The 16,230-nt window shown below is 71.8% G+C and carries 13 protein-coding genes; 11 read left to right on the forward strand and 2 right to left on the reverse strand.

Going from position 1 to position 16,230, the window contains the following annotated elements; genetic code table 11:
- Positions 1 to 411: 411 nt before the first annotated feature.
- The 10 genes from ACYVOM_RS22790 (at position 412) to ACYVOM_RS22835 (ending at position 12,342) form a co-directional block, all read left to right on the forward strand.
- Positions 412 to 1,083 (forward strand): HAD family hydrolase, encoded by a 672-nt coding sequence (locus tag ACYVOM_RS22790; protein WP_460305491.1) that lies wholly within the window; start codon positions 412 to 414, stop codon positions 1,081 to 1,083.
- A gap of 50 nt (positions 1,084 to 1,133) precedes the next feature.
- On the forward strand, positions 1,134 to 1,892 hold the full coding sequence (locus tag ACYVOM_RS22795; protein WP_460305492.1) for an alpha/beta fold hydrolase: 759 nt from the start codon (positions 1,134 to 1,136) through the stop codon (positions 1,890 to 1,892).
- 338 nt (positions 1,893 to 2,230) lie between these two features.
- Positions 2,231 to 2,989, forward strand: a complete 759-nt coding sequence (locus tag ACYVOM_RS22800) for an N-acetylmuramoyl-L-alanine amidase (RefSeq protein WP_460305493.1) — start codon at positions 2,231 to 2,233, stop codon at positions 2,987 to 2,989.
- Between the two features lie 259 nt (positions 2,990 to 3,248).
- Entirely contained in the window at positions 3,249 to 4,475 is a 1,227-nt protein-coding gene (locus ACYVOM_RS22805; RefSeq protein ID WP_460305494.1) for an MFS transporter, read from the forward strand.
- Positions 4,465 to 8,151 (forward strand): nitrate reductase subunit alpha, encoded by a 3,687-nt coding sequence (locus ACYVOM_RS22810; protein ID WP_460305495.1) that lies wholly within the window; start codon positions 4,465 to 4,467, stop codon positions 8,149 to 8,151. Before ACYVOM_RS22805 ends, ACYVOM_RS22810 begins: the two co-directional genes overlap by 11 nt.
- Complete coding sequence (narH, locus tag ACYVOM_RS22815) at positions 8,151 to 9,809, forward strand: nitrate reductase subunit beta (RefSeq protein ID WP_460305496.1); 1,659 nt, start codon at positions 8,151 to 8,153, stop codon at positions 9,807 to 9,809. The genes ACYVOM_RS22810 and narH overlap by 1 nt, the downstream gene beginning before the upstream one ends.
- Positions 9,806 to 10,495, forward strand: coding sequence for a nitrate reductase molybdenum cofactor assembly chaperone (gene narJ / locus ACYVOM_RS22820; RefSeq protein ID WP_460305497.1), 690 nt, complete (start codon positions 9,806 to 9,808; stop codon positions 10,493 to 10,495). Before narH ends, narJ begins: the two co-directional genes overlap by 4 nt.
- Entirely contained in the window at positions 10,492 to 11,223 is a 732-nt protein-coding gene (gene narI / locus ACYVOM_RS22825; RefSeq protein ID WP_460305498.1) for a respiratory nitrate reductase subunit gamma, read from the forward strand. The genes narJ and narI overlap by 4 nt, the downstream gene beginning before the upstream one ends.
- An 84-nt stretch (positions 11,224 to 11,307) precedes the next feature.
- Complete coding sequence (locus tag ACYVOM_RS22830; RefSeq protein ID WP_460305499.1) at positions 11,308 to 12,183, forward strand: alpha/beta fold hydrolase; 876 nt, start codon at positions 11,308 to 11,310, stop codon at positions 12,181 to 12,183.
- 12 nt (positions 12,184 to 12,195) lie between these two features.
- Complete coding sequence (locus ACYVOM_RS22835; protein ID WP_460305500.1) at positions 12,196 to 12,342, forward strand: hypothetical protein; 147 nt, start codon at positions 12,196 to 12,198, stop codon at positions 12,340 to 12,342.
- Between the two features lie 107 nt (positions 12,343 to 12,449).
- On the opposite strand, the gene ACYVOM_RS22840 is transcribed toward ACYVOM_RS22835, so the two are convergent.
- Complete coding sequence (locus tag ACYVOM_RS22840; RefSeq protein ID WP_460305501.1) at positions 12,450 to 12,872, reverse strand: hypothetical protein; 423 nt, start codon at positions 12,870 to 12,872, stop codon at positions 12,450 to 12,452.
- A gap of 132 nt (positions 12,873 to 13,004) precedes the next feature.
- Between ACYVOM_RS22840 and ACYVOM_RS22845 the strand changes: the two genes are divergently transcribed.
- Positions 13,005 to 15,353: an ATP-binding protein gene (locus ACYVOM_RS22845; RefSeq protein ID WP_460305502.1), complete on the forward strand. Its 2,349-nt coding sequence runs from the start codon at positions 13,005 to 13,007 to the stop codon at positions 15,351 to 15,353.
- Here the strand turns inward: ACYVOM_RS22845 and ACYVOM_RS22850 are convergent.
- Positions 15,334 to 15,999 carry a hemerythrin domain-containing protein gene (locus ACYVOM_RS22850; RefSeq protein WP_460305503.1) on the reverse strand — a complete coding sequence of 222 codons (666 nt, stop codon included), beginning with the start codon at positions 15,997 to 15,999 and terminating at the stop codon, positions 15,334 to 15,336. The genes ACYVOM_RS22845 and ACYVOM_RS22850 overlap by 20 nt on opposite strands.
- Between the last annotated feature and the right edge of the window lie 231 nt (positions 16,000 to 16,230).

Here is a 16,230-nt window from a genome sequence, read left to right on the forward strand (position 1 = left end):
TTTGTGAGTGTCAAACCGGCGCGTTTTCCGTGCCCATTCCACACTTCGGCCCATTTCCACGGACAGCAATAACCCCGAACTTCGAAGAGTTCGCGCTTTTCTTGCTGGAGTGGAGTCCCACCGGGGCCGGCCGCCTTCCGGCGTCCTGCATCCCCTCAACGGACCGATCCTGATCAGGATAACCCAGGAGCATGTCGCTCGCACGGGATTTTCCGAACCCGGAATCGCCAAGTTTACGCACCACGGCCCGCTGGGTCAAACCGGCGGCGACGTTATCCGGCGAAATGCCGTCTGACCTGCGGATTCACGACACCCGTCACCTACCCGGGAGTGGCGCGACGGCGGAGCGCACCCGTCGGGGGCTTCGGTGGCAGGCTTGTCGCGGATCGGAGACGAGGGCGGGGAGGGCCGATGCGAGGCGGGGTCATGTTCGACTTCTCGGGGACGCTCATGCGGGTCGCGTCGGCCGAGGAGGCGCTGCGGGGCGTGCTCGGGCCGGACGGCGAGGTCGGCGCGTGGGCCGAACGCCTTGAGGAGATGGGGGCGATTCCGGGTGGTGCGGCCCCGAGGGAGGTGCCCGCCGGCCTCACCGCGCTCTGGCGAGACCGCGATCTGAGCGCCGCGCACCACCGGTCCTGCTACACGGGCCTGGCGCGCGCGGCAGGGCTGCCCGACCCGGCTCTCGCCGACTCCCTCTACGAGTGGTCCTTCAGCCCCGCGGCCTGGCGCCCCTACCCCGATGCCGAAGTGACCCTCAGAACGCTCCGCGAGCGCGGGATCCGGACCGCGGTCGTCAGCAACATCGGGTGGGACCTGCGGCCCGTCCTGGAGTTCCACGGCCTGGCCCGGTACGTCGACGTGTTCGTGCTCTCCTACGAGGTCGGCTTCCAGAAGCCGGACCTCCGCATCTTCGAGACCGCCTGCGCGGAACTCGGCCTCTCGCCCGCCGAGGTCCTCATGGTCGGCGACGACAAGGTGGCCGACGCGGGGGCGTCCGCCCTGGGCTGCCCGGTGCACCTCGTCGACCACCTGCCGGTCCAGGCCCGTCCCGAGGCGCTCCTCCCCGTCCTCTCCCTCCTCTGACCGCGCCGCCGGGGTCGACAGGGAGCCGCGTCGCCGCGCAGGATGGCGCAATGCGGGCAACGAGCGGGGACGGTGTCGAGATCGCCTTCGAAGTGGTGGGGCAGGGGCCGCCCGTGGTGCTGCTGCACGGATTCTTCGGGGACCGGAGCACGTGGCGGGACGCCGGGTACGTGGCGCGGCTCGGAGGCTTCCGGTTGATCCTCGTCGACGGCCGGGGCCATGGGGAGAGCGGAAGGCCGTATGAACCCGCGGCCTACGACGTCGCCCGCCAGGCCGACGACGTCCTGGCCGTACTCGACGCCCTGGGCCTCGCGAAGGCGTCCGTGTGGGGCTCGTCGATGGGCGGGATCGTCGCGCTGCACCTGCTGGCCGGGAACCCGGAGCGGGTCGACCGGGTGGTCGTGACCGGAGCGCACGGCGAGGAGGTCCCCGTGGAGGAGGACGACGCTCTCGCCGAGACCCTGCGGACGCGCGGGATGGAACCGCTCATCCCCGGGCCGGACACCGTCCCGGAGTGGATGGCCGCGACGATGCGTGCGGCCGATCCTCTTGCGCTCGCCGCCTTGGCCGTCGCGTTGCCCCGGCGTCCCAGCGCGCTGGAGGAACTGGCGAAGGTCCCGAATCCCGTGCTGCTCCTCGCGGGCGGGGACGACGGGGGCCTGCCCGCGATCCGCCGTACCGCCGGCGTTCTTCCCCAGGGCGACCTCGCGGTGCTCCCGGGATGCCACCATTTCGCCGCGTTCGTCCGCGTCGACCTCGCGCTGGCGGAAGTCCTCGGTCGCGGCGCCCTCGGCGACCCAGCGCACTAGCGGCGCTGCGCGCTCGGCAACCGACGCGCACGGGGAGCTCCGGGACGCGGGCGTCGTTCCGCGCTCGTCAACCGACGCGCGCACGGGGAGCACCGGGACACGGGCGGCGTGCCGATGCGCCCCGGTGAGGATGCGGGGTTCGCTCGCGCGCTCCTGGGTGGAGTGCCTGTGCCACGGGTGAGGCGATACCGACGGGACAGGCGCGCAGGGTGGCCGGGTGCGGGCGGTCGAAGGTGACGAGGCAGTGAGGAATAGGTGGCATTTGGTCGGATTCGACGTCGACACGATGGTTCAGGTGCTTATGATGCGGGGTCGGTCGGAGATCCGAGGGGGCTTGGATGGCCTATCCCTATATCGGGGCGTTGAAGCACGGCGGTAAGCAGGGCAGGATCCAGCGGATCGTCATCCACGCCACGGTCTCGCCCTGCGTGAAGGGCGGTGCCCGGAACGTCGCGAAGTACTTCCAGAGCGCCTCCGCCGGAGGCAGCGCCCACTACGTGGTGGACCCGGGCGAGATCATCCAGTGCGTCAAGGACGACGTGGTCGCCTACCACGCGCCGCCCAACACCGGCACGCTCGGCGTCGAGCTGTGCGATCCCCAGGCCGGCTCGCCCAAGCGGTGGAACGACGACGCGCACCAGGCGATGCTCGTCCGCGCGGCCAAGCTCGTGCGGGAGCTCGCGGCCGAGCACGACGTGCCGCTCGTGCGGGTGACCGCGGCGCAGCTCAAGGCCGGCAAGCGCGGCATCTGCTCGCACGTCGCGGTCAGTGACGCCTTCGGGCAGTCCGACCACGGCGATCCCGAGGTCGCGGGGCCGTTCCCCTGGGCGAAGTTCATGCAGCTCATCACGGAGGAGGACGACATGCCGTCGCCGCAGGAGATCTACGACTCGGTCTGGAAGCTCGACCGGATGCCCGCGCCGGACGGGAACCCCAGCGGAAAGAACGCGAACTGGGAGCCGTCCAGCGTCCTCACCGACGTGAACAAGAAGGTCCGCGCCCTCCAGCACCAGGTCAACGACCTCGAAGACCAGCTGGCCAGCACCAACGCCAAGCTCGACCAGGTCCTCACCCTCCTGCGCGCCTCGACCTCCTGAAGCCCGCGACCCCGCCTCCGGTCGGGGCCCTCCCGCGTCCGGGCCGCCGTCCCCGACGGGGCGAGCCGTACCCCTCCGGTGTTCCCGCGCCCTGAGCGGGCCCGCGCCTTACCGGGAGCCGTCGCGTGCGGCCCTTCCCTAGGTCCCGACACGCCGCGCGGTTCAAGATCCTTACTCGGCTCGGCCAAGATTCTTCGGCGTTACGTCCGTTCCGGGCGGTCATGGGCATGACCGGCCTGGAGCGGGAGGGCCGACAGGGATGAGTACGGCGAGAACGGCCGGGGCGCAGCGTGCCCCCGGGGCGATGCTGGCGCTGGCGACCGTCGGGTTCGCCGTCAACTTCTGGGCCTGGTCGCTGCTGAGCCCGCTCGCGTCCCGGTTCAAGGAGAACCTGGGGCTGAGCCCTTTCCAGCAGTCGCTGCTGGTGGCGGTGCCGGTCATCGTGGGTTCGCTCGGCCGGATCCCGGTCGGGCTGCTCACCGACAAGTACGGCGGCAGGGCCATGTTCACGGCCGTGTCGGCGGTGACGATCATCCCGGTGCTGTGCCTGGCCTGGTTCGGGCACTCCTCGCTCGCGGGTCTGCTGGTCTTCGGGTTCCTGCTGGGCGTCGGCGGGACCGCGTTCGCCGTGGGCGTGCCGTTCGTCAACGCCTGGTATCCGCCGGAGCGGCGCGGTACCGCGATCGGCATCTTCGGCATGGGCATGGGCGGCACCGCGATCAGCGCGTTCACGACGGTCCGGCTGGCGGACGCGTGGGGGTTGGCGGCGCCGTTCCTGCTGGTCGCGGCGGTCCTCGCGGTGTACGCGGTGGCGGCTTGGTTCATGCTGCGGGACTCGCCGGCCCGGCCCGTGCCCTCGGGGTCGGCGCTCGCGGGCCTGAAGGCGACGTGCGGGCTCGGCGTCACCTGGCAGGCATCCGCCTTGTACGCGGTGGCCTTCGGCGGGTATGTGGCCTTCTCGGTCTACCTGCCGACCTATCTGGAGAACGCCTACCGCCTGACGGCCTCGGACGCCTCCAACCGGATGGCGGGGTTCGTCATCCTCGCGGTCGTCATGCGTCCGGTCGGCGGCTGGCTGTCGGACCGGATGGGCGCGGTCAGGGTCCTCACGGTGGTGCTGGCCCTCGTGGCGGTCGGCGCGGTCGTCCAGGCGTTCACGCCACCGCTCATCCCGCTCGGCACGTTCGCGTTCCTGCTGATGGCGGCGGCGCTCGGCGCGGGCAGCGGCGCGGTGTTCGCGCTGGTGGCGCTGCTGGCCCCGGCCGGGAAGGTCGGCGGGGTGACGGGCGTGGTCGGCGCGGCGGGCGGTCTCGGCGGTTTCGTCCCGCCCCTGGTGATGGGCGCGGTCTACGAGGCGACGGGCGGGTACGGCATCGGCCTTGCCCTGCTCGCGATCGTGGCCGCCGCGGCCGCAGCCTTCACCGCGACGTACGTCAGCAAACGGGTCGCCCGACGCACGACGGAAGGGGGCCCCGGTGGCCGCTGACGAGAAGGCGGGCCTGGACGGGCCGGTGAGCGACGTCCTGGTGCGCACCCGAAGGTTCTTCACCAAGGGCGAGGTCTCCAAGGACCTCCGGACGCTCCGCAAGGAGGGCGGCCGTGACGCTGACGTCTTCTACCGCGACCGCTGGTCCTACGACAAGATCGTCCGCTCCACGCACGGGGTGAACTGCACGGGCTCGTGCTCGTGGAAGGTCTACGTCAAGGACGGGATCATCACCTGGGAGACGCAGCAGACGGACTACCCTTCGGTCGGCCCGGACAAGCCGGAGTACGAGCCGCGAGGCTGCCCCCGTGGGGCGGCGTTCTCCTGGTACACCTACTCGCCGACGCGGGTGCGCTACCCGTACGTCCGGGGCGTTCTGCTCGACATGTACCGGGAGGCGAAGGCCAGGACGGGCGACCCGGTGACGGCTTGGGCGTCGATCGTGTCCGACGGGGAGGCCGCGCGGCGGTACAAGTCGGCCCGCGGCAAGGGCGGCCTCGCCCGGGCCTCCTGGGAGGAGGCCGTCGAGATCGTCGCCGCGGCCCATGTGCACTCGATCAAGGAGTACGGGCCGGACAGGATCGCGGGGTTCTCGCCGATCCCGGCCATGTCGATCGTGTCGCACGCCTCCGGCGCCCGGTTCCTGTCGCTGATCGGCGGCACGATGCTGTCGTTCTACGACTGGTACGCCGACCTTCCGGTGGCCTCGCCGCAGGTGTTCGGCGACCAGACCGACGTGCCGGAGTCCGGCGACTGGTGGGACGCCTCCTATCTCATCATGTGGGGCTCGAACCTTCCGGTGACGCGTACGCCGGACGCCCACTGGATGGCAGAAGCGCGCTACCGGGGCCAGAAGGTCGTCGCGGTGTCGCCGGACTACGCCGACAACGTGAAGTTCGCCGACGAGTGGCTCGCGGTCGCGCCCGGCACGGACGGCGCGCTGGGCATGGCGATGGGCCATGTGCTGCTGCGGGAGTTCTTCGTCGACCGCCAGGTCCCGTACTTCACGGAGTACGTCACGAAGTACACCGATCTGCCGTTCCTGGTGCGGCTGGACGAGGACGCGACGGGCGGGTACCGGCCGGGCAAGTTCCTCACCGCCGCCGATCTGCCCGGCGACCTGGCGCGCGGTGAGAACGCGGCGTTCAAGACCGTCGTGCTGGACGAGGCGTCGGGCGCTCCGCTGGTCCCGAACGGCTCGCTGGGCTTCCGGTTCGGCGCGGAGGGCGAGGGCCGCTGGAACCTCGACCTCGGCGACGCCCGGCCCGCGCTCAGCCTTCTCGGTGAGGGCGCCGAGCGCGTCGAGGTGGGTCTCGCGCGCTTCGACGCGCCGGGCGAGCTGCGCCGGGGCGTCCCGGCGAGGACCGTCGCCGGGCATCTGGTGACCACCGTGTTCGACCTCCTGCTCGCCCAGTACGGCGTGGGGCGGGAGGGGCTGCCCGGGGTGTGGCCGCAGGGCTACGCGGACGCCTCGGTGCCGTACACGCCCGCCTGGCAGGAACCCATCACGGGCGTCCCCGCGCAGGCCGCGGCGCGGATCGCGCGGGAGTTCGCGGCCAACGCCGAGGACTCGCGTGGCAGGTCGATGATCGTGATGGGCGCGGGCACGAACCACTGGTTCCACTCCGACACCATCTACCGCACGTTCCTCATGCTCACCACGCTGACCGGGTGCCAGGGCGTCAACGGAGGCGGGTGGGCGCACTACGTCGGGCAGGAGAAGTGCCGGCCCATCACGGGCTGGGCGCAGATCGCGAACGGGCTCGACTGGTCGCGGCCCGCCCGTCAGATGGTGCAGACGGCCTACTGGTACCTCAACGCCGACCAGTTCCGCTACGACGCGTTCGGCGCCGACGCGCTCGCCGAGGCCCGTCCCGGAGGCTCCCTCGCGGGCCGGACGACCGCCGACGTGATCGCCCTTTCGGCACGGCTCGGCTGGATGCCGTCGTATCCGACCTTCGACCGCAATCCGCTGGATCTCGCCGACGCCGCCCGCGCCTCGGGCCGACCGGTCGGCGAGTACGTGGTGGACGAGCTGAAGTCGGGACGGTTGCGCTTCGCCTGCGAGGACCCGGATTCGCCCGAGAACTACCCGCGGGTCCTGTCGATCTGGCGGGCGAACCTCTTCGGATCGTCCGGCAAGGGCACCGAGTACTTCCTGCGCCACCTGCTCGGCGCGGCCGACGCGCTGCGGGCCGAGGAGGCTCCGCCGGAGGCACGGCCGAAGGACGTCGTCTGGCGGGAGGACGCCCCGGTCGGCAAGCTCGACCTGCTGCTCACGCTCGACTTCCGGATGACCTCGACGACGCTGCTGTCGGACGTCGTACTGCCCGCCGCGACCTGGTACGAGAAGCACGACCTGAACACCACCGACATGCACCCGTTCGTGCACTCGTTCAATCCGGCGATCGCCCCTCCGTGGCAGACCAGGACGGACTGGCAGGCGTTCCAGACGATCGCGCGTGAGTTCAGCAGGCTCGCCGAAGGCCACCTGGGCGTCCGGGAGGACGTGGTGGCCGCTCCGCTCCTGCACGACACGCCCGACGCGATGGCCAACCCGCACGGCAGGGTCCTGGACTGGAAGGCCGGCGAGTGCGAGCCGGTCCCGGGCAGGACGATGCCGAAGCTCATCGTGGTCGAGCGCGACTACGGCGCGATCGGCGCGAAGATGGCGGCGCTCGGCCCGCTCGTGGAGGAGCAGGGCGCGGCGACCAAGGGCGTGGTGTTCCACCCCGAGCGCGAGGTCGAGTACCTGCGGTCGAAGAACGGGGTGATCCGGGGCGGCCCCGCCGACGGACGGCCCTCCCTGCGCTCGGAGATCGAGGCGTGCGAGGCGGTCCTCGCCCTTTCCGGGACGACGAACGGGCGCCTGGCCGTCCAGGGCTTCACACAGTTGGAGAAGCGGACGGGCGTGCGGCTCGCCGACCTCGCGGCCGAGCGGGAGGGCGAGCGGATCACGTTCGCCGACACCCAGGCGCGGCCGACCCCGGTGATCACCTCGCCCGAGTGGTCGGGCTCGGAGTCGGGCGGGCGCAGGTACTCGCCGTTCACGGTGAACGTCGAGCGGCTGAAGCCCTGGCACACGCTGACCGGCCGTCAGCACCTCTACCTCGACCACGACTGGATGGCGGAGCTGGGCGAGCAGCTCCCGGTGTTCCGGCCGCCGCTGAACGTCGCGGCGCTGCGCGGCGAGCCCGCGATCGGGACGGTCGGGGGCCTGGGGGTGACGGTCCGGTATCTGACCCCGCACAACAAGTGGTCGATCCACTCCGAGTACCAGGACAACCTCCTGATGCTCTCCCTCTCGCGCGGCGGGCCGAACATCTGGATGAGCCCGCAGGACGCGGCGAAGGTCGGCATCCGGGACAACGACTGGATCGAGGCGGTGAACGCCAACGGCGTCGTCGTCGCGCGGGCCGTCGTCTCGCACCGGATGCCGGAGGGGACCGTCTACATGCACCACGCCCAGGACCGGCTGATCGACGTGCCGCTCGCGGAGACGTCCGGCAAGCGCGGCGGGGTGCACAACGCGCTGACGCGGATCCTCGTCAAGCCCAGCCACCTCATCGGCGGGTACGCGCAGCTCGCGTTCGCGTTCAACTACCTCGGCCCGACCGGCAACCAGCGGGACGAGATCACCACCATCCGCCGCAGAAGCCAGGAGGTCACCTACTGATGCGCATCATGGCCCAGATGGCGATGGTGATGAACCTCGACAAGTGCATCGGGTGCCACACCTGCTCGGTCACCTGCAAACAGACCTGGACGAACCGGACAGGCGTCGAGTACGTGTGGTTCAACAACGTCGAGACCAGGCCGGGGCTCGGCTATCCGCGCACGTACGAGGACCAGGACCGCTGGCGCGGGGGCTGGAAGCTCACGAAGAGCGGAAGGCTCACCCTGGTGGCCGGCGGCCGAATAAAGAAGCTGCTCAGCATCTTCGCCAATCCCGTCCTGCCGAGCATCCAGGACTACTACGAGCCTTGGACGTACGACTACGCGACGCTCACGAACGCGCCCCTTCAGGAGCACATGCCCGTCGCGCGGCCGAAGTCGCTGCTCACCGGCGAGGACACCAAGATCGCCTGGTCGGCCAACTGGGACGACGACCTGGGCGGATCGCTGGAGCACGCGCGCGGCGACGTGGTGCTGGCGAAGGTCTCCGAACAGGTGCGGCTGGAGTTCGAGAAGACCTTCATGTTCTACCTGCCGCGGATCTGCGAGCACTGCCTGAATCCGAGCTGCGCCGCCTCCTGCCCCTCCGGGGCGATCTACAAGCGGACCGAGGACGGGATCGTCCTGGTCGACCAGGACAAGTGCCGCGGTTGGCGGATGTGCGTCACAGGCTGTCCGTACAAGAAGGTGTACTTCAACCACCGCACAGGCAAGGCCGAGAAGTGCACGTTCTGCTACCCGCGCGTAGAGGTCGGCCTGCCTACCGTCTGCTCCGAGACGTGCGTAGGGCGGCTGCGCTACATCGGCCTCGTCCTGTACGACGCCGACAAGGTGCTGGAAGCGGCCTGCACGCCTGAGGACACCGACCTGTACGAGGCGCAGCGGAGCGTCTTCCTCGACCCCGAGGACCCGGGCGTCCAGCGCGCCGCGGAGGAGGCGGGGATCCCGCACGACTGGATCGAGGCCGCCCGCCGGTCCCCCGTCCACGCGCTGATCAACACCTACAAGGTGGCGCTGCCGCTGCACCCGGAGTACCGGACGCTGCCCATGGTCTGGTACATCCCGCCGCTGTCGCCCGTGGTGGACGTCGTCCGCGACACCGGGCACGACGCCGAGGACGCCGGCAACCTGTTCGCCGCCCTCGACGCGCTGCGCATCCCGATCGGGTACCTCGCGGAGCTGTTCACCGCGGGCGACGCCGCACCCGTGGAAGCCGCCCTGCGGAAGCTCGCCGCGATGCGGGCGTACATGCGCGACATCAACCTCGGCCGCGCCCCCGACGCGGACATCCCGCGCCAGGTCGGGATGGAGCCGGAGGCCATGTACGAGATGTTCCGGCTGCTGGCGCTGGCCAAGTACGACGAGCGCTATGTCATCCCGGCGGCGCACGCGGAGCAGGCTCACAGCCTTGAGGAGCTGGCCACGGACTGCTCCTTGAACTACGAGGGCGGCCCGGGCATGGGCGGGTCAGGACCCTTCGGGGAGGCGTCGGGCGCGCCGGTGCCGGTCGCGGTGGAGAACTTCCACGTCCTGAAAAACCGGCAGACGAGCGACGCGCCGACGGGATCGTTCGACCGGGCGACCCGGGTCAACCTCCTCAACTGGGACGGCAAGGGCACGCCCGAAGGGCTGTTCCCCGACAGAGGGGACAAGGAATGAGGCCCAAGGGCCCCGCCCCGGCCGCCGCGGCCGCCGCCTGGCAGACGGGTTCGGTGCTGCTGCGCTATCCGGACGGGCTGCATGACCTCGTGCCGGAACTTCGCGACGTCCTCGCGAGCCTGCCGCGCGCGATCGCCCGGCCGTACGGGCGGTTCCTCGACCACGTCTCGGCGACGCCGCCGCAGGAACTGGCCGTCGCCTACGTGGAGACGTTCGACCACCGCAAGCGCGGCTGCCTGTACCTCAGCTACTACGCCTACGGGGACACCCGCAAGCGCGGAATGGCGCTGCTGCGGTTCCAGCAGGCCTACCGGGCCGCCGGGCTCGTCCTCACCGGCGAGGAGATCGCCGACCACCTTCCCGTCGTCCTGGAGTTCGCCGCCTTCGACGCCTCAGGCCGGAACCTTCTCCTGGAGCACAGGGCGGGCCTGGAACTGCTCAGGCGGTCTCTCAAGGAGTGCGGCTCGCCCTGGGCACAGGTCCTCGACGGTGTCCACGCGACCCTGCCTCCGCTGACGGGAAGGGCCGCCGACGCCGTCGTCAGGCTCGCCGCGCAGGGGCCGCCCGAAGAGGAGGTCGGGCTCCCCGGATACGGGCCGGACTCACCGGGCCCGGTGCAAGGACGCCTTGGGAACCCGGTTTCTCCGGGGCACGCCGAGCCCTTCAGAAAGGGAGTCCGCCCGTGAACACCTTCGTCTGGGCGGTCCTGCCGTACGTCGCCATCCTGGTGTTCGTGCTCGGGCACATCTGGCGGTACCGGTACGACAAGTTCGGCTGGACCACCCGCTCGTCGGAACTGTACGAGCGGCGGCTCCTGCGCTGGGGCAGCCCCATGTTCCACTTCGGGATCATCTTCGTGTTCCTCGGACACGTCGGCGGCCTGCTCGTCCCCGAGTCGTGGACCGCCGCGATCGGGCTGAGCGAGACCGCCTACCACTGGATCGCGGTCGTCCTCGGCGCGGTCGCGGGGGTGCTGACCGTCTGCGGCATGGTGATCCTGATCTACCGGCGGCGCACCACCGGGCCGGTCTTCATCGCCACGACCTGGAACGACAAGCTCATGTACCTTGTCCTCGCGGTGACGATCCTGCTCGGCCTCGCCGCGACGGCGCTGGCCAACGTGGCTGCGGGCGGCTACGACTACCGGCACACGGTGTCTCCGTGGTTCCGGTCGATCTACCTGCTGCGGCCCGAGCCCGATCTGATGGCGCATGTTCCGCTGCTCTACAAGGCGCACGCGCTGAGCGCGATCACCCTGTTCGTCATCTGGCCGTTCACCCGGCTCGTCCACGTGCTGACCGCCCCGGTCGGCTACCTGACCAGGCCGTACATCGTGTACCGGTCGCGGACGGCGCGACCCGCCGCGCGCGGATGGGCGCCTTCGCGTGAACCGGGCAGGGGCCCGCGAGTATGATTTGAGTACAGCGGTCTCATAATGTGCGCCAGCTCACACCGGCTGGCCGGGCATCCGATGCCCCTTCCCCCGGAGGTGACGGCCATGGCCATCGTCGAAACGGAACGTTCCCCGCGGACACTGCGCTTCTCCGGCGCGTCCGGCAACGAGCTCGTCGGCGATCTCTGGGGACCCGAGGAAGGGCCTCTGGTGGTGCTCATGCACGGCGGCGGGCAGACCCGGCACTCCTGGCGGCGCGCGGGCGCGGCCCTGGCCGCCGAGGGCGTGCGGGCGCTGGCGCTGGACGCGCGCGGCCACGGCGACAGCGAGTGGGTCTCCGACGGGGACTACCGGGGCGTCTCCATGGTCGAGGACGTCCTGCGGGTGCTCGACTCGGTGCCGGGGCGTCCGGTCATCGTGGGCGCGTCCATGGGCGGGCTGACCGGCCTGATGGTCGCCGATCGGCTCGGCGCGGAAGGCGCCGCCGGCCTCGTCCTGGTCGACATCGTGCCCGGGTTCGACAACGCGGGCGGCGAGCGCGTGGTGGCGTTCATGAACAGCCGCCCGGACGGCTTCGCCAGCCTGGAGGAGGCCGCCGACGCCGTCTCGGCCTACCTGCCGCACCAGGAGCGCCCCAAGAGCGCCAACGGCCTGCGCCGCAACCTGCGGCAGCGTGAGGACGGCCGCTGGTACTGGCACTGGGACCCGGCGTTCCTCACCCCGCACGACGGCGACGTCCAGTCCTACCGGGCCTATGTGGCCGACATGGACCGGGCGGCCCGTGATCTTCCCATCCCGCTCGCCGTCATCCGGGGCGCGCTGTCGGACGTGGTCGGCGAGGACGCCCTCGCCCGGTTCCGCGGGATCGCCCCGCAGGCCGAGGTGGTGGAACTGTCCGACGCCGGGCACACCGCCGCGGGCTCGGACAACTACACCTTCACCCAGGCCGTCGTGGCCCTCGCCACCGGCATGCTGGGGTGACACACTGTGGGTATGAGCGATGAGTCGCGTTTCGCCCGGCTTCCCGAGCGCGTCCGCCCCGAGGACATGACCGCCTCCCAGCCCGTCCTGGAGCACGGCGAGCCCCTGCCGGACCAGGTCGAGTTGGACCGCGAGTGGGCGGGCCGCTGGTACGGCTGACGGCCGGGCAAGGGTAGCCCGGACACTTGGCCGGAGGCGGATTCCGCGCTCCGGCCGTGTCCGGGCCGTGTCGGTTCCGGCGCCCTGAGGGCCTCGCCGGATTCGGCTCAGCCCACCAGGTCCACCCGGCGCAGCCGCAGAACGCCGAGGTAGGCCGCCACGATGAGCAGGCCGATGTAGACGTCGTTCTCGAACCAGCCGAAGACGGTCTGCTGGTGCGGTTCGAACGTCTGCGGATAGTAGAAGACGCCGATGATGAGGACCAGCACGAGGAAGGCCTGGACCGACCAGCGCGCCCAGGTCCGCTCGCTCAGGGACAGGCCGGTCATCGCGACGGCCACCGCGTAGAAGATCCAGGTGAGCGGTGTGCGGACGGTGAAGTCGGGGTTCTCCAGGTCGGCGGCCCACGCGTAGAGCGTGTGCCCGATGGAGAGGGTGAAGGCCGCGGCGAGGACCGCGAACATCTGGCGGGAGAAGGTGGCCTGGCGACGGGCCCGGGAGACGGTCGGCGTGTCGGTTGCGAGGTGCATGGTGGTTCCTGTCGAGATTCGTCGGTGCCGGTGGATCGAGTGCCGGTGGATCGAGTGTCGATCGGCGCCGCCCGGCCCGACACCCACAGCGGACCCACACCGCGTCCACATCGTGTGCCCTCCGGTCCCGGCATGAGGTCCGCGGGCGCGTTCGCCGCGCATCTCCGCAGGTTCCGCCAGGCGGCGGCGCTCAGCCAGGAGGAGCTCGCCGAGCGCGCGGGCCTGACCGCCAAGGCGATCGGCGCCTTGGAGCGCGGCGAGCGGAGGCGCCCCTACCCCACCACCGTCCGCGCGCTCGCCGACGCGCTCGGGCTGGACGAGGCGGACCGCGGCCTGCTCGCCGAAGCCGCACAGGACAGGCCGGCACCGCCCGCCCCGACACCGGCAGCGCCGCCGTCGGGCCCGGTGCCCGGCCGGTCCCCGATCCCCCTCCCTCCGACCCCGCTCCTCGGACGGGACAGGGAACTCGCCGAGGTCGTGGCCCTGCTGCGGTCCGGTCCTGCCCGCCTCGTCACCATCACCGGACCAGGCGGCGTGGGCAAGACCCGGCTCGCGTGGGAGGTGGCCGCGGCGCTGCGCGGGGACGGAGGCGCTGAGGCGGCGGTCGCCGAACTGGCCGCCGTGCCCTCCCCCGACCTGGTGCTGCCGACGGTCGCCAGGGCGATCGGGCTGCACGCCCCCACCGGTGACCTCGCCGCGGCCGTCGCGGGGTTCGTCGGGGATCGCGCGCAGGTGATCGTGCTGGACAACCTCGAACACCTGCTGGAGATCGCGCCGGACATCGCCGACCTGCTCAGCCGCTGCCCCGGGCTGGTGCTCCTGGCGACGAGCCGGGCCCCACTGCGCATCCGGGCCGAGCAGGAGTACCCCCTCGCGCCCCTCGGACTGCCGCGGGAGACCGAGGTGAACGCCGTCACCTGGTCGGCCGCGGCGCAGCTGTTCGCCGACCGGGCCCGCGCGGTCGCACCGGGCTTCGCGATCGACCACCGCAACGCCGCCGCGGTGGCGGCGATCTGCCGTCGGCTCGACGGGCTGCCGCTCGCTCTCGAACTCGCCGCGTCGCATCTCCGGTACGTGCCTCCCGCGCAGCTCCTCACCAGGCTCGACAAGGCTCTCAGCACCGCCGGGCCGCGCGACCTCCCGGCGCGGCAGCGCACTATGGGCGCGACGCTGGACTGGAGCTACCAGCTGCTCACCGGTGCCGAACAGACGCTGCTGCGGGGCCTGTCGGTCTTCCGCGGCGGATTCGACCTCGAAGCCGTCGAGTTGATCCTGGGCGCCGACGGCACCGACGTGTTCGCCGCCCTGGACGGCCTGGTCGAGCAGTCGCTGGTGGCCCACAGCGACCCCGTCGGGCGGCGCGCTCCGGCCCGCTACCGGCTGCTGGAGCCGATCCGGCTCTACGCCGCGGCGCTGGTGGATTCCGGCGAGACGGCCCACCTGGCCGAGCGGCACGCCCGGTATCACGGGGCGCTCGGCCGGGACGCCAGGGCGGGGCTGCGTGGGCCCGACCAGGGCGCGTGGCTGGACCGGTTGGAGGGGGCGCACGCGAACCTCCGCACGGCGCTGCGCTTCCTGATCGGGTCCGGCGAACTCGGCGCGGCGGCACGACTCGGCGGCGACACCTGGCTGTACTGGGCGCTGCGCGGGCACGCCGGCGAGGGGATCACGTGGTGGGAGCGGATCCTCGCCCTGGGCGGCGAGGATCGGCTCGACCGGCGCGGGCGCGCCGCGGCGCGGGTCGCCCTGGCGGGGCTGCGGCTCGCGACGGGCGATGTCGGCGGGGTACCGGCCCTGGCGGAGGCGGCCATCACCGACGCGCGCGCGGCCGGGGACCGGGAACTGCTGGCCGACGCGCTCATCCTGGGGTCCACGGGATCGGTCTTCGCCGACGACCAGGCCGAGGCCGGCGCCCGGGTGGAGGAGCTGCTCACGCTGGTCGGAGCGATGGACGACCCGTGGGTGACGGCGCACGCGGGCATCGCCCGGGCTCAGCTCCTCCTCCTGCGCGGCGACCGCGACGCGAGTGCCGCCGCGCTGGACGCGGCCGAGGCGGTCGCGCGCGGCGCCGGGGCGTCGTTCACGCTGGCCACCGCTCTCAACATGCAGGCCACGCTGGCCCTGCAGGCCGGCGACGACGCAGCGGCCCTGCGGCACCTGACGGAGTCCACCCGGCTGGCCGCCGAGGTCGGAACGACGTGGACCCTGGTCTACTCGCTGTCCGCCCTCGCCGGCGTGGCCGCGCGCCACGGGGACCCGTCGCTCGCGGCCTCCCTCTTCGCGGCGGCTTCGGCGACCGCCGAGGCGACGCTGCTCGCCGTGTCCTACGGCCCCGACGCCGAGGCCGCCGGCGCGCAATTGGACGCCGTGCGCCGGCGGCTGCCGGAGGAGGAGTTCCGCCGCGCGTGGGAGCACGGCAGGACCCTCCGCGTCGACCAGGTGCTCGACCTGATCTCCCGGGTCAGCCCCGGACCCGGCTGACGTACCGCCGGTAGGAGCGGGCGCCCCACGTCCGTAGCAGCAGCCGCACCGGCAGGGGCAGGACGCCGAGCATCTCCTTGCGCTCGTCGGGCGTCGCGTCCTCCAGGACCATGCCGAACATGATCGGCAGCTCGGCCTTGGTCATCTTGGCGACCCCGGCCTGCCCGACCGCCGCCCATTCCTCCTGGCTCATGCAGCGCGCGGCGAGCGGCAGGACCGCCCGCTCCTCCTCGTCGAGGTGTTCCAGCACCGCCGTGTCCAGCCGGTGCAGGAGGGCGGCGACCTCCTCGCCGACCGCGGGACGGGCCTCGGCCTCCCACCGCGCGAGCGGCGGCTCGATCCGGGTGACCAGGGCCTCGACCGCCCCGTGCTGCGCCTCCATCCGGGCGATCAGCTCCGCGGACGGCGCGGCCCGCTCCCGGAGCAGCGGCCACAGGAGGTCGTCCTCGCTGGTGTGGTGCAGGGTCAGGCCGGTGAGCACGAGCCGGACGTGGGCGCCGAGAACGGCGGCACGGTCCAGGTCACCGGCCGGAGCGGCGCGCAGGAGCTCCGCCGCGAGCCGCAGCTCGCGCCGGAACGCGCGGTGGACCACGACCATGTCGTGGACGTCGATGAGAGCCGATCCGGAAGTCACTGTGGTGTCCATGCCGCAAGCCTGCGCGCGCCGGCCCGCCCCGGGAACCCACAGCACCACCCCATCACACCCACAGCTCGTGGGTTCGTCGTCGCCGGTCGACGGGCCATGATCAGGGGTCCGTCGACCGGGTATTGACGCCCGCCCTGCTGGCACGGTCCAATGAGCCGCCACAGCTACGGGAGAAATAGTAACTAACTGGTACTATTTTCTCCTGGTCAGGGCGAGAAGCGGGGTCCGGTG

Source organism: Actinocorallia aurea (assembly GCF_054783995.1).

Coding starts and splice junctions, on each gene's coding strand:
- ACYVOM_RS22830 (WP_460305499.1), top strand. CDS start 11,308: ATGGCCATCGTCGAAACGGAACGTTCCCCGCGGACACTGCGCTTCTCC.
- ACYVOM_RS22795 (WP_460305492.1), top strand. CDS start 1,134: ATGCGGGCAACGAGCGGGGACGGTGTCGAGATCGCCTTCGAAGTGGTG.
- ACYVOM_RS22835 (WP_460305500.1), top strand. CDS start 12,196: ATGAGCGATGAGTCGCGTTTCGCCCGGCTTCCCGAGCGCGTCCGCCCC.
- ACYVOM_RS22850 (WP_460305503.1), bottom strand. CDS start 15,999: ATGGACACCACAGTGACTTCCGGATCGGCTCTCATCGACGTCCACGAC.
- ACYVOM_RS22845 (WP_460305502.1), top strand. CDS start 13,005: ATGAGGTCCGCGGGCGCGTTCGCCGCGCATCTCCGCAGGTTCCGCCAG.
- ACYVOM_RS22805 (WP_460305494.1), top strand. CDS start 3,249: ATGAGTACGGCGAGAACGGCCGGGGCGCAGCGTGCCCCCGGGGCGATG.
- ACYVOM_RS22800 (WP_460305493.1), top strand. CDS start 2,231: ATGGCCTATCCCTATATCGGGGCGTTGAAGCACGGCGGTAAGCAGGGC.
- ACYVOM_RS22790 (WP_460305491.1), top strand. CDS start 412: ATGCGAGGCGGGGTCATGTTCGACTTCTCGGGGACGCTCATGCGGGTC.
- ACYVOM_RS22840 (WP_460305501.1), bottom strand. CDS start 12,872: ATGCACCTCGCAACCGACACGCCGACCGTCTCCCGGGCCCGTCGCCAG.
- narJ (WP_460305497.1), top strand. CDS start 9,806: ATGAGGCCCAAGGGCCCCGCCCCGGCCGCCGCGGCCGCCGCCTGGCAG.
- narH (WP_460305496.1), top strand. CDS start 8,151: ATGCGCATCATGGCCCAGATGGCGATGGTGATGAACCTCGACAAGTGC.